Origin of the sequence: Antarctobacter heliothermus, from assembly GCF_002237555.1 — a bacterium.
GTDB classification, from domain to species: domain Bacteria; phylum Pseudomonadota; class Alphaproteobacteria; order Rhodobacterales; family Rhodobacteraceae; genus Antarctobacter; species Antarctobacter heliothermus_B.
Map to the genome: position 1 here is coordinate 223,650 of NZ_CP022540.1, position 13,436 is coordinate 237,085.

General features: G+C 61.5%; 11 protein-coding genes. 4 read left to right on the forward strand and 7 right to left on the reverse strand.

Going from position 1 to position 13,436, the window contains the following annotated elements; translation table 11 throughout:
• Window positions 1–222: 222 nt before the first annotated feature.
• A complete protein-coding gene (locus ANTHELSMS3_RS01135; protein ID WP_094033272.1) occupies window positions 223–2,697 on the reverse strand; it encodes an adenosylcobalamin-dependent ribonucleoside-diphosphate reductase in 2,475 nt (824 codons plus the stop codon).
• Between the two features lie 202 nt (window positions 2,698–2,899).
• On the opposite strand from ANTHELSMS3_RS01135, the gene ANTHELSMS3_RS01140 reads away from it, so the two are divergent.
• Complete coding sequence (locus ANTHELSMS3_RS01140; RefSeq protein ID WP_094033273.1) at window positions 2,900–3,331, forward strand: DUF1489 family protein; 432 nt, start codon at window positions 2,900–2,902, stop codon at window positions 3,329–3,331.
• Window positions 3,332–3,414: 83 nt separating this feature from the next.
• The gene (locus tag ANTHELSMS3_RS01145) at window positions 3,415–3,798 is read left to right on the forward strand and encodes a hypothetical protein (RefSeq protein ID WP_094033274.1); all 384 of its coding nucleotides are present in this window, start codon (window positions 3,415–3,417) and stop codon (window positions 3,796–3,798) included.
• A gap of 27 nt (window positions 3,799–3,825) precedes the next feature.
• On the opposite strand, the gene ANTHELSMS3_RS01150 is transcribed toward ANTHELSMS3_RS01145, so the two are convergent.
• A complete protein-coding gene (locus ANTHELSMS3_RS01150; protein WP_094033275.1) occupies window positions 3,826–4,320 on the reverse strand; it encodes a YdcF family protein in 495 nt (164 codons plus the stop codon).
• Between the two features lie 98 nt (window positions 4,321–4,418).
• On the opposite strand from ANTHELSMS3_RS01150, the gene yghU reads away from it, so the two are divergent.
• Window positions 4,419–5,249 (forward strand): glutathione-dependent disulfide-bond oxidoreductase, encoded by an 831-nt coding sequence (gene yghU, locus ANTHELSMS3_RS01155; RefSeq protein ID WP_094033276.1) that lies wholly within the window; start codon window positions 4,419–4,421, stop codon window positions 5,247–5,249.
• Window positions 5,250–5,364: 115 nt separating this feature from the next.
• Here yghU and hisG read toward each other — a convergent pair whose 3' ends face one another.
• From hisG to hisS, 3 genes are read right to left on the reverse strand one after another with little or no spacing between them, the layout of a single operon-like run.
• Entirely contained in the window at window positions 5,365–6,057 is a 693-nt protein-coding gene (hisG, locus tag ANTHELSMS3_RS01160) for an ATP phosphoribosyltransferase (RefSeq protein WP_094033277.1), read from the reverse strand.
• Window positions 6,054–7,139 (reverse strand): ATP phosphoribosyltransferase regulatory subunit, encoded by a 1,086-nt coding sequence (locus tag ANTHELSMS3_RS01165; RefSeq protein ID WP_094033278.1) that lies wholly within the window; start codon window positions 7,137–7,139, stop codon window positions 6,054–6,056. The genes hisG and ANTHELSMS3_RS01165 overlap by 4 nt, the downstream gene beginning before the upstream one ends.
• Window positions 7,136–8,608, reverse strand: a complete 1,473-nt coding sequence (gene hisS, locus ANTHELSMS3_RS01170) for a histidine--tRNA ligase (protein WP_094033279.1) — start codon at window positions 8,606–8,608, stop codon at window positions 7,136–7,138. Before hisS ends, ANTHELSMS3_RS01165 begins: the two co-directional genes overlap by 4 nt.
• A gap of 130 nt (window positions 8,609–8,738) precedes the next feature.
• Here hisS and ANTHELSMS3_RS01175 point away from each other — a divergent pair, with 130 nt between their 5' ends.
• Complete coding sequence (locus tag ANTHELSMS3_RS01175) at window positions 8,739–8,945, forward strand: SlyX family protein (protein WP_094033280.1); 207 nt, start codon at window positions 8,739–8,741, stop codon at window positions 8,943–8,945.
• A gap of 77 nt (window positions 8,946–9,022) precedes the next feature.
• On the opposite strand, the gene ANTHELSMS3_RS01180 is transcribed toward ANTHELSMS3_RS01175, so the two are convergent.
• Both ANTHELSMS3_RS01180 and dnaE read right to left on the reverse strand, forming a co-directional pair.
• Window positions 9,023–9,796: a hypothetical protein gene (locus ANTHELSMS3_RS01180; RefSeq protein WP_094033281.1), complete on the reverse strand. Its 774-nt coding sequence runs from the start codon at window positions 9,794–9,796 to the stop codon at window positions 9,023–9,025.
• Window positions 9,797–9,893: 97 nt separating this feature from the next.
• A complete protein-coding gene (gene dnaE / locus ANTHELSMS3_RS01185) occupies window positions 9,894–13,409 on the reverse strand; it encodes a DNA polymerase III subunit alpha (RefSeq protein WP_094033282.1) in 3,516 nt (1,171 codons plus the stop codon).
• Window positions 13,410–13,436: the final 27 nt, after the last annotated feature.

A 13,436-nucleotide genomic window follows, 5' to 3' on the forward strand; every position in this document is an offset into this window, starting at 1 on the left:
CCTGTCGATTGACACCACGCTGATAATCCGTTGTTAACTCAAGAGCGGACCATCCTTTTTAGAAAACCAGAATATAACAGGCGGGGCCATGACCCCGCCTGTTATCGTTGTAATCAGTCACTGTACAGCAGGGCCGAAACTCATAGCAAAAAGTTTGCGCACGCTTTTAGCTTTTCTTTGCGCACACTTCCCCTTGGACTGCCTCTATGACCTAGCGTTTCATTAAGAACACTTCGAATGCCCGCAAGACCCGCAGGTCATGCACCCCTCCACCATGCGTAGGTCTAATTGGCCGCAGTTCGGGCAGGCCGGGCCGCGGGGTTGGTCGAGGTTCACGACCTGGGCCTGGGGGTCGCTTTTCAGGCCCATGCCTTCGCCTTCAAGGAACCCGGTGGAGACCATGTGCCGTTCTATCACACCGCCGATTGCGGCCAGGATCGACGGGATGTATTTGCCCTGCACCCAGGCTCCGCCACGCGGGTCGAAGACGGCCTTGAGTTCCTCCACCACAAACGACACATCGCCGCCGCGCCGGAACACGGCAGAGATCATGCGTGTCAGCGCCACGGTCCAGGCGAAATGTTCCATGTTCTTGGAGTTAATGAACACCTCAAAGGGGCGGCGATGTCCTCCGACGATGATGTCGTTGATCGTCAGATAAATGGCGTGTTCGCTGTCGGGCCATTTCAGCTTGTAGGTATTGCCCTCGAGCGCCTGCGGGCGGTCCAGCGGCTCGGACATGTAGACGACGTCGCCATGCGGCTGGCGTGGTTCGGCGGCATCGGTGGCGACAATCTCCGGAGCCCCCTGCCCAAAGCGCAACCAAGCCGCGCTAACTTGCATTGCAGACGCAAGTTCTTCGATTTTCCCGAACTTCTCCACTCCCAAATTTTCAAGTTTGGAAATTGTCGCTTGATTTACATCCAGAGCGACCGCCAAGTCGTGCTGGGTCAAACCAGCTTTTTTCCTAGCTGTCTTCATTCGCATAGCGGAGGAATCCTCCGATACACTCAACACACTTCCCGTCACCGCATTCGGCCGGTAGGTCGTGCAGCCCTTGCAGCCCGTCTCGAACGCCTCAAGGTACACGTCCTTGAAATCCTCGAACGAGATATCCTCGGGGCAGTTGATCGTTTTGGAGATCGACGAGTCCACCCATTTCTGTGCTGCCGCCTGCATGCGCACATGTTCCAGCGGCGCCAATGTCTGGGCGTTCACAAAATACTCGGGCAACTCCGCGTCCGCGCCGTACATCTCGCGGTATAGCGTCACGGCATAGTCTGCGATCTCTTCCTCGGTCCGCGTTCCGTCCTTTTGCAGCACCTTGCGGGTGTAGGAATAGGCAAAGACCGGCTCGATCCCCGACGACACATTCCCGGCATACAGCGAAATCGTTCCCGTGGGCGCGATGGAAGTCACCAAAGCGTTGCGGATGCCGTGGGCGCGCACTGCCTCGCGGACATCCTCATCCATCGCCATCATAGTTCCGCTGGCCAGATACCCTTCGGCGTCGAACAGGGGAAACGCGCCTTTTTCCTTCGCCAATTGCACCGACGCCAGATACGCGGCGCGGGCGATCCGTTTCAGCCAACGCGCGGTCTGACGCGCCGCCTCCTCAGAGCCATAGCGCAGACGCACCATCAACAGCGCATCGGCCAGACCCGTGACGCCCAGTCCGATCCGGCGTTTGTTCATTGCCTCAAGGCGCTGCGCCTCCAGTGGAAATTTCGAGGCATCGACCACGTTGTCCATCATCCGCACAGCGGTGGCGACAAGTTCGTCCAGCGCGGCCTCATCCAGATGCGCATCGCCGGTGAACGGATCATTGACCAGCCGCGCCATGTTGATCGACCCCAACAGACAGGCACCATAGGGCGGCAAGGGCTGTTCCCCGCATGGGTTGGTGGCGCTGATCGTTTCGCAATAGTTCAGGTTGTTCGCCTGATTGATCCGGTCGATGAAAATCACGCCCGGCTCGGCATAGTCATAGGTGCCGCGCATTATCTTGTTCCAAAGGTCGCGCGCGGGCAGCGTGTGATAAACCACACCGTCAAACTGCAGTTCCCAAGGGGCGTCCGCCTTGACCGCCGCCATAAAGGCATCGGTCACCAGAACAGACAGGTTGAACATGCGCAAGCGGGCCGAATCAGACTTGGCGCCGATGAAATCCTCGATGTCCGGGTGGTCGCAGCGCATGGTGGCCATCATCGCGCCACGGCGCGACCCCGCCGACATGATGGTGCGGCACATGGAATCCCAGACATCCATGAATGACAGCGGCCCGGAGGCATCCGCCGCCACCCCCGCCACCGGCGCGCCCTTGGGCCGGATGGTGGAGAAATCATAGCCGATGCCCCCGCCCTGCTGCATGGTCACAGCGGCCTCTTTGAGCATCTCGAAAATGCCGCCCATATTGTCGGGAATCGTACCCATGACAAAACAGTTGAACAGGGTGACAGAGCGGTTTGTCCCCGCGCCTGCCGTGATCCGACCGGCGGGCAGGTATTTGAAATCCTCCAGCGCGGTGTAAAACCGGTCTTCCCACAGGGCGGGATCTGCCTCGACAGAGGACAGCGACCGGGCGATCCGGCGCCATGTATCCTCGACACTTAGATCAATGGGCGTCCCGTCCGCCTGTTTCAGGCGGTATTTCATGTCCCAGATCTGTTCGGCGATGGGGGCGGCAAAGCGCGTCATGTCAGGCGATTCCCTTAGGTGGCAGATCGGCAATCTAGCAAATCCACGCAACAGGTTGAATACGGGGAATGTGAGTATACCACATCATGAGGTTCACCAAAACGCGAATGGTTTATGTCCGTCCCTGTCGTTTTCGCAGCAACACCCGAACTTGAACCCCGCCTTTACCCCGCTATGATCCCCCGGACACGAAAGGCCCGTCATGCCCGTAACAACCCATCTGCTCAAACTCAGCGCTGGCACCGAAAGCGTCGACAGCCTGATTGATTGGCAGGCCACGCGGCGCGCCCATGGTAACGACGGTCTGCCCCGGCATGTCACGCGCATGTGGCCCCGGCGGGAGGACGAGGTGCTCAACGGCGGGTCGATCTACTGGGTCATCAAGGGACTGATCCAGTGCCGCCAACGCATCCTGCGGTTTGATCCGGTCACCGGACAGGACGGGATCAACCGCTGTGCGCTGGTGCTTGACCCCGAATTGATCCGCACCGCCGCCGCACCCAAACGCGCTTTTCAAGGGTGGCGCTATCTTGCCGCCGCTGACGCGCCACCCGATTTGCCCAAAACCCGCGCTGACGAAGAGCCGCTGCCGCCGGAACTGGCTGGCGCATTGGCACAAATTGGTGTCCTCTGAGATCAGGATTGGCCTGTATCAACGTGGCCGCCGTCCTGATCTGATAAAATTCGATTGTTGAACACAGTCATGAGGAGGTTCAATTGAAACGTCTTTTACTCGCCCTGACCTTGGTGCTTGTCGCGCCGCTGGCCGCTCAGGCCCAGCAGTTGATGGGATCCTACAACGCCTTTATCGGGCAGCAGGATCTGTTCAATTCCAACGGTGGGCGCCTGTCATCCGCCGCGCAGGTATTGCGTCAGGACCGGGCCAATTATCACCGCTTTGGCATCTCGCAGTACGGCGATGACTGGGATCCGTATTTTGGTGACATCAACAACCGTGGTCGGCTGGAACAACTGGTCAATAACGGCGGCCTGCCCCCCTATGTCGCCAACGCCATCATGGGCGGCAACGTGCATATCGTCGTAAACGTCTACGGTCAGAACGGCTGGATGCAATATGTCGAGATCATTGTCCCCGGTTGATCGTTCGCCCCTCTGCGGGGCAGCGCCCTAGCGCCCTGCCCCGCGCACCCAGTACCAGCCCAATGCCACGCCCTCCCGCGCCCAGGCCCGCACCACGCGCCACAGCGGGGCCCCTGTCAGTTGCGGGCTGTCTGTCCGAGCACGCAATCCGACACGCCGCGCCACAAGCCGCGCCCGCGCTGCGTGATAGCGGTCTGTCACCACAATCACCTCTTGCGCGCCCAAGGCCATCAGAATCGGCCGCGCCAACCGCATGTTGTCCTCGGTTGTCCTTGCCGCCCGTTCCAGAAAAAGAACCGCGTCTGGCACCCCAGCGTCGCGGCAAACCTGCGCCATGACCTCGGCCTCGGACGGTGGATACGTCCGCTCGCCCCCGGACAACACGATGCCCCGGACCATGCCTGCCTTCCACAATGCCGCCGCATGGCGCGCGCGCCGCTCTAACGCGGGAGAGGGTGTGCCTCCGGGCCGCACTGCCGCACCCAGAACCAGTGCCACCGGACTGTCGTTTCGATCATTCATGTGCGCAGAGTCGCACAGACCCTGTGCGCCGCCCAGCCCTGCTCTGGCATTCCGGGCCAAGAGTTGTACGGTCTACCCAACGCGACAGGAGACACTGCATGACCGAAAACTATACCCCCCCGAAAGTCTGGACCTGGGACAAGGAGAATGGCGGCGCATGGGCCAAGCAAAATCGGCCCATCGCCGGGGCCACACATGACAAGGTATTGCCAATCGGCGAACATCCCTTCCAGCTGTATTCACAAGGCACCCCCAACGGCGTCAAAGTGACGATCCTTTTCGAAGAGTTGCTGGCCGCCGGTCATGACGCGGAATACGACGCCTGGCTGATCCGCATTGGCAAGGGCGATCAATTCGGATCCGGCTTTGTCGAGATCAACCCGAACTCCAAGATCCCTGCCCTGCACGACCGTTCTGGCGACATACCGATCCGAATTTTTGAATCCGGAGCGATCCTGATGCATCTGGCCGAGAAATTCGGCGCGTTCCTCGGCGCGCCGGAGAAACGCGCCGAAATGCTGTCCTGGCTGTTCTGGCAAATGGGCAGCGCGCCTTACTTGGGCGGTGGTTTCGGCCACTTTTACGCCTATGCGCCTTACCCAATGGAATATCCGATCAACCGCTTCGCAATGGAGGTCAAGCGCCAGCTGGACGTCCTCGATCGGCACCTTGCCGAGAACCGTTTCATGGTAGGCGATGATTATACCATCGCCGACATGGCGATCTTTCCGTGGTATGGGCGCACCGTACATGGCGAAAGCTATGACGCAGGCGATTTTCTCGACGTCACAAGCTATACCCACGTCCGCCGCTGGGCCGACGAAATCGTCGAACGCCCCGCCGTACAACGTGGCCGCATCGTGAACCGGACCGGCGACGGGATGCTGGAAGAACGCCACGCTGCATCAGATTTTGACGGTCTGGTCTGAACACAGCTGCGCAGCGTGTTCGACAGGACAGGACAGAGGGCCGGGAAAGTGTTTTCCGGCCCTATGCCCTGCCAGCGGCCAAGCGGTCGTGCGTAACCGCCCCTCGCCGCAGCACTTACAGGCCCAGCCGGTCCTCGACTGCGCGCAGGGTCGCGCGCTCTGCCTCTGACTGCGCCGCAACACGTGACCTGAACAGGGTCGCTTGCGACCGCAAGACCGGCTCTTCCGCCAATACCTTGAGGTGGTTCGCCCGCAGTGTCTCGCCAGTCGAGGTGATGTCGGCAACAGCTTCGGCGGTCAGATTCTTGACAGTGCCCTCTGTCGCGCCCTGACTGTCGACCAGCTGATAATCCGCAACCCCGCCGTCATGCAGATAGGCCCGCACCAGCCGGTGATACTTGGTCGCGATCCGCATCCGGAACCCGTGCCGCGCCCGGAAGGCCGCCGCCGCGGCGTCCAGATCGTCCAGCGTGTCCACATCTACCCAGCAGGCTGGCACGGCTACGATCAGATCCGCATGTCCAAAGCCAAGCTCTGCCAGCGGAGCCACCTTTTGATCCCATTGCACCAGCTTTTCCTGAATGAGATCGGTGCCGGTCACCCCCAGATGGATGCGCCCAGCCGCAAGTTCACGCGGGATTTCCCCGGCGCTCAGCAGCACCAGTTCAACATCGTCGACACCGATCACCGCCCCCGAATACTCACGCTCGGACCCGGTGCGGGACAGGCCGATGCCATGCGCACCGAACCAGTCAAAGGTTTTTTCCATCAACCGGCCTTTTGAGGGCACGCCAAGCTTGATGCTCATGTCTCGGCCTCCTCAAGATCCACCAGCAGGCCGGGACGGATAACCCCGCCCACCGCCGGGATCTCACGCCCCTGCCCCAACTGCCGGGTCAGCGCGTCATAGCGCCCGCCCGAGGCCACCAGCGGCCAATCGGGATGCCCCGGCGCGGAAAAGCCAAAGACAAAGCCGTCGTAATATTCCATCGAGGTGCGCCCGAAATTCGCATCAAACGGCAGGTTGTTCACATCGACGCCCCGCGCTGCCAGTGCTTCGCAGCGGGCGGCAAGCCGGTCCACCGCTCCAGCAATCGCTGGCATGTCCACCGCAATGTCACGCAGTCGTTCCAGCGCATAACCGCAGGTTTCCGATACTCGCACCAGCGCCTCAATCAGATCGACCTGACCGGCAGGCAATGGCGGCTCGGCGGCATCGGCGCGCAGCGCGGCCAGACGTGTGGCAATTTCATCGTGGTCGCGTACACCGATCACCGGACCGGCCTCTGCCAGCGGATCGGCACACTTCAGCAGCGCGGCCCGTGTCGCCGGCACTGGCGCGCGGCCCGCGTAGCGTTCCAGCAACGCGCGAAACCGCCGCGGCCGCCAGATGTGCCGCATCATCGCGGCTTTGCGCGCGGCACTGGTGTCCAGACCGGACACTGCCGCGATCAGGATACCAATATCGCCAACAACGGCCCTCAGGCCGTAGGGGGCCAGCACATCGGCGAACCGGGCAAAAACCTCGGCATCCGCTCCAGCAGGGTCAGCTCTGTCAAAGACCTCATAGCCGACCTGATGGTATTCCGAGGGCCGCTCTGGATGCTCTTCTTGCCGCCGAAAGATCTCGCCCGCATAGGTATAGCGCGCAGGCTCTGCCCCCTCGGCCATATGCCGCTGCACCACCGGCAAGGTGAAATCCGGGCGCAGAATCACCTCACCCCGCACCGGATCGTGGGTCAGAAAGGCCCGCGTGCGGATATCCTCGCCATAAAGATCCAGCAAGGTCTCGGCCGGCAACAATACCGGGCAATCGACAGGCATCGCACCCGCCTCGGCGAAGCCGGCCTTCAGCGCCGCCGCCTTTGACTTGATTGCAGAAAGTGTCATTTGTGCAGGTCCAGAATCTCGCGCACCTTGGCGACCAGATCGCCGCGCGGCACCTCATATTGGCTGGGGTGGTCTTTCCACTCTTCAAGGCTCGCATCGGCCGCTAGCTTTGCCCCAAGGATCAGATCCTTGATCTGCACCACGCCGCGCTCTTTCTCATCGCCGCCCTCGATGACCGCCACAGGAGAGCCGCGCTTGTCCGCGTATTTCAACTGGTTGCCAAAGTTCTTGGGGTTGCCAAGATAGACCTCGGCCCGCAGCCCGGCGTTGCGCAGATCCGCCACCATCGCCTGATAATCGGCCATGCGGTACCGGTCCATCACCGTCACCACCACGGGCCCCTGCACCGCGCCACCAATGCGGCCCTTTTCGCGCAGCGCCGCCAGCAGACGGTCGACGCCGATGGACACCCCCGTGGCAGGCACCGCCTGCCCGGTGAATCGCTTGACCAGATCGTCATACCGCCCACCCCCGGCGACGGAACCGAACTGCCGCTTGCGGCCCTTCTCGTCAAAGATCTCAAAGGTCAGCTCCGCCTCGTAGACCGGCCCGGTGTAGTAGCCAAGGCCGCGCACAACAGAGGGGTCCACTATGATTTGATCGTCGTCATAGCCGAGCGACGATACAAGATCGCAGATTTCCATCAGTTCTCCGATGCCTTCGTGACCGACATCGGACTCGCCAATCAATTCGCCAAGACGCTCTAGAGTTTTGGTGTCATTTTCCCGTCGAGCAGTCACAAAGCCAACCGCAAGATCAATCTGTTCCTCGGCTAAGCCCACGCCGTCGATAAACGCGCCAGAGGCATCCAGCCGCCCCTTGCCCAACAGCTCACGCACACCGGCCTCACCGACCTTGTCGAACTTGTCGATGGTCCGCAGAACCGCGTCGCGCTGGGCGTCGTCCGACAGGCCCATGGTTTCCAGCACGCCGTTCAGAACCTTGCGGTTGTTCACCCGGATCAAATAGTCGCCGCGCGGAATCCCGACCTTTTCCAACGTATCCGACAGCATCGCGCAGATCTCGGCATCCGCCGCCACGCTTGCCGCACCCACCGTATCCGCGTCGCACTGATAGAACTGCCGATACCGCCCCGGTCCCGGCTTTTCATTGCGCCAGACCGGCCCCATCGCATAGCGCCGATAGGGCAAAGGCAACTCGTTGCGGTGCTGCGCATAGACCCGCGCCAAAGGCGCCGTCAGGTCATACCGCAGCGCCATCCATCCGTCGTCTTCATCCTGCCAGGCAAACACACCCTCGTTCGGGCGGTCCACATCGGGCAGGAACTTGCCCAGCGCCTCGACGGTTTCGACAGCCGCACTTTCCAGCGCCTCGAACCCGTATTGATGATAGACCCCGGCGATAATCTGCAACATCTCCGCCCGCTCTGTCACCTCCGGGCCAAAGTAGTCCCGGAATCCCTTCGGCGTCTGCGCCTTGGGGCGAGGAGATTTCTTCTCTTTGGCCATGGATCGTCCCCGGTTGTCGCTGCGTTTGCGCTTCCTCTAGCCCTTCGGCTGCAAAGGGGCAAGCACACCCCCTTGCAGCTTCTTCTCTGTGAAAATACTCACACACGAAGCCAGCAAAGGGGCAACCGCCATGAACGACAGAACCGACCTGCTCGAAGAACGCCTCGCCTACGCGATGCGCACCCTCGACGACCTGTCCGATACGGTCGCCCGGCAAGACCGTGAAATCGCCCGCTTGACCGCCCGGGTCGAGATGATGCTGCAACGTGAGGCCACGCGGGAATCCGAAGGCACCGGCGGCATCGTGCTGGGCGATGAACGCCCGCCGCACTACTGACGCGCGCCCGCATGGGACGGCGGGCGGGGCGATATGCGGTCCCGCAGGGCCGCAGGAGCGCCGTGCGGCGTCCCCGCCTAATTTTTCAGATCGACGGCCTCCACTTCACCGTCGTGCAGCAGGATGTTCTTCCAGCGCGGGTTGCTACCGAACCGCTCATAGACGCTGACAAAAACCGTATCGCGCGCCAATGTGCGCATCTTGCTGCCGCAGGGCTTGCCCTTGCGGACGCGGCACACCCGGCTTTTGACCTTTTCATAGGCCGCATCTGTCGAGGACACCGGCAGTTCCGCGCCGGACGGCCCATAGTGCAACTGCTCATAGCTCTCGGGCGCGCCAAAGATCACCAATGCCGCCGTGAATTGCCGCGCACAGCGATCCTTGAACCCTGTCAGGTAAAACGTCCGCGGCGTAGTTGTGCCCGGAACGCTGTCATACAGGACGTATTGACTGCCCTTTTCGGGATAACCTTCGATCTTCTTGCCCAGCTTGCGGTTCGGCACACCGCAGACCCGGGCAAGCTCGCCATAAGGCAGGGTAACACCCAAGGACACTTCTCGCGCGTCAGGCGCTCCGGGACGGGGTAGTCGCCCCGGCGCATCATCATCGCCCGTGGCCGCCGCCGCCTTGGCACCAAAGAGTCCCAACAACCCGCGCTGCGGTGCGTCATCGGTCACGGGCGCGCGCGGCGCGTCTGGCGCCAGCACGTCCGCTTGCCCGGCGTCATCGGCCAAAGGCACGTCACTGTAGCGTGGGACATCGGACAACGGATCGCCACAGCCTGCCAGCAACAGCCCCAGACAAAGGCCCAGACCCAAGGTCACTCCGGCTTTTGAAACGCCTGCGCGCATGTCGTTCTCCCGGCAAATCCACGGGTTTGTAGCGCGTGCAAGGGGCCCGCGTCCACCATCCGTCACGCCAACAGGCTGAGTTCAGCCCGCAACAGCCTCAAATTTCCTCAACCGCAAGCACCCCGTCCAGCGATTTCACCGCGCCCTTGATCTCGGGCGTCACCGGATAATCCAGCCCCGCGTCCAGTTCCACCTCACCCGGCAACGCCGGATCGTTGAGGCAGAGCGTGATCGGCCCGCGCGCAGCCTTGGGCATCTGTTCCGCCGCCCGCCCGAGGACGTTTGCGATATGACCAAAGGCATCCGCCGTCTCAACAAAGATGCGCAGTCCGGTCACGCCAGCGCCGGCCACGATCACATCCACCGGCGCAACAGACCGGCCCAGCAGTTTCAACTGGTCCGATTCCATGGTCGCCTCGACCGTGACCAAAACCTTGGCCCCGCTTTCTAGAAATTCACGCGATGCCTCCAGAGCCTCTGAAAACAGCGTGACCTCAAAGGCCCCGGTCGGGTCCGACATCTGGCAAAAGGCAAAGCGGTTGCCACGCGCCGACTTGCGTTCCTGCCGACCGGCAACCACCCCTGCCAGCTTGGCCACCATCGCGCCATTGCCCTGTACCTTGTGGGTCAATTCATCCAAAGTCATGAAGGCCCCCGTGCGCTCCACCCGGCGCAGGCGCGGCATGTAATCGTCCAGCGGATGCCCCGACAGATAAAAACCCACGGCCTTGAACTCTTCGGCCAACCGCTCGGCGGGCAGCCAATCGGCAACCGGCGACAGGCGCGGTTCCGGCAGATCCTCGCCGGCCTCACCAAACAGCGACACCTGCGCGCTGGCCTTTTGTTCGTGGATCGCCGCCGAATAAGCCACCAGCGCATCGAGCGAGTCAAAGATCCGCCGCCGGTTCGAATCCAGCACGTCAAAACATCCGGCCCGTGCCATCATTTCCAGCGGCCGCTTGCCGACCTTTTTCAAGTCTACACGCCGTGCGAAATCAAAGATCGTGGCATAGGGCCTATCCTCGCGCGCGGCGGCCACCATCCGCATGACCTCCAGCCCGACGTTCTTTAGCGCGCCCAACGCATAGACCAACTCGCCATTCACCACATCGAATGTCGCCTGAGAGCGGTTCACGCAGGGCGGCACCCACGGCAGCTTCAGCCCCTTACGGACCTCTTCGAAATAAACCGCCAGTTTATCTGTCAGGTGGATATCGCAGTTCATGACCCCGGCCATAAACTCGACCGCGTGGTTCGCCTTTAGCCAGGCGGTCTGATAACTGACCACCGCATAGGCCGCCGCGTGCGATTTGTTGAAGCCGTAGTTGGCGAACTTTTCCAGAAGGTCGAACACCTCGGACGCTTTCTTGGCGTCCACACCATTCTCACCCGCGCCCTTTTCGAACTTGGGGCGTTCAGCGTCCATCGCCTCCTTGATCTTTTTACCCATGGCCCGGCGCAACAGGTCAGCGCCGCCCAGCGTATAGTTCGCCATGACCTGCGCGATCTGCATCACCTGTTCTTGGTAGACGATGATGCCTTGGGTTTCTTCAAGGATATGGTCAATCAGCGGATGGACCGAGGTGATCTTTTTCAGCCCGTTTTTGACCTCGCAATAGGTCGGGATGTTTTCCATCGGGCCGGGACGGTACAGCGCCACCAGCGCCACGATGTCCTCAATACAGGTGGGCTTCATGCGCTTGAGCGCATCCATCATGCCAGAGCTTTCAACCTGGAACACCGCCACCGTCTTGGCGCTGGCGTACAGCTTGTACGACGCCTCGTCGTCCAACGGGATGGCGTTGATCTGGTTCTCGGCCCCCTCGGCGGGCTCATAAAGCTGGGTGCCATCCGCCGCGACATGCAAAGGCCGCCCGGATTTGAAAATCAGGTCCATCGCGTTCTGGATCACGGTCAGTGTCTTCAAGCCCAGAAAGTCAAACTTGACCAGTCCCGCCTGTTCGACCCACTTCATGTTGAACTGCGTCGCTGGCATGTCGGATCGCGGATCACGGTAGAGCGGCACCAGTTCATCAGTCGGACGGTCAGCGATGACGACACCGGCGGCGTGCGTGCCCGCAGAGCGTAACAGCCCCTCGACCTGCATGCCGTATTTCAGCAGCCGGTCGACGACCTCTTCGTTCTTGGCCTCTTCTGCCAGACGCGGCTCATCCCGCAGCGCCTGTTCGATGCTGACGGGTTTGACGCCCTCGACCGGGATCATCTTGGACAGGCGGTCCACCTGCCCGTAGGGCATCTGCAACACGCGGCCCATGTCGCGCACCGCCGCCTTGGACAAGAGCGCACCAAAGGTGATGATCTGCCCCACCCGGTCGTGGCCGTATTTCTCTTGCACATAGCGGATCACTTCCTCTCGGCGATCCATGCAAAAGTCGATGTCAAAGTCAGGCATCGACACCCGTTCCGGGTTCAGGAACCGCTCGAACAGCAGAGAATAGCGCAGCGGGTCAAGGTCGGTGATGGTCAGCGCGTAGGCCACCAGCGACCCGGCACCAGACCCCCGCCCCGGTCCGACCGGGATGTGATTGTCCTTGGCCCATTGGATAAAGTCCGCAACGATCAGAAAGTAGCCGGGAAACCCCATACCCTCGATGATGCCCAGCTCAAAATCCAGACGTTCCTGATATTTCTCGACCGTCACCGCGTGGGGAATCACCGCCAGACGCTTTTGCAGGCCCTCATTGGCGATGCGACGCAGTTCGGCCACCTCATCGTCGGCAAATTTTGGCAGGATCGGATCGCGGCGATAGGCCATAAAGGCACAGCGTTTGGCGATCTCGACTGTGTTTTCCAACGCCTCGGGCAGATCGGCGAACAGCACCGCCATTTCCTGCGGCGTCTTGAAATAATGCTGCGGAGTCAGGCGGCGGCGCGGTTCCTGCTGGTCGACATAGGCCCCGTCGGCGATGCAGATCATCGCGTCATGCGCCTCATACATCTCGGTCTTGGGGAAATAGACGTCGTTGGTGGCGACCAGCGGCAGGTCCATCTCATAGGCCATCTCGACCAAGCCGCGCTCTGACAAACGCTCGGCCTCGGGCGGGATGCCGTCCTCACCCGCGTGGCGTTGCAGTTCCACATACAGCCGGTCGCCAAAGATCTGCGCCAGCCGCGTCATCAGCGCCTGCCCTGCCCCGCGATGCCCCTGCCGCAGATGACGTCCCACTGGCCCGTCCGGCCCGCCGCTCAGGCAGATCACATCCTCAGAATGCGCTTCCAACTCCTCCAGCGTCACATGCGGCAACTCATTGTCGCGGCGCATGTAGAGGCAAGAGTTGAGCTTCATCAGGTGTTCATACCCGACCTCGGTCTGTGCCAGCAGAACCACCGGCGCGGGCGGCTTGACCCGCTCGCCCGGTTGCGGATCAACATACCGCAAATCCATCTGGCAGCCGACAATGGGCTGCACGCCTGCGCCTGCGGCCCCCACCGAAAACTCCAGCGCGGCAAACAGGTTGTTGGTGTCGGTCAACGCAACCGCCGGCATCCCCATGTCAGCGCAGAGGCCGGGCAGCTTTTTCAGCCGCATGGCACCTTCGAGCAGGGAATATTCGGAATGGACGCGCAGGTGAATGAATCGTGGATCTGCCATGGCGATATCCTATGCCGTGACCCGCGC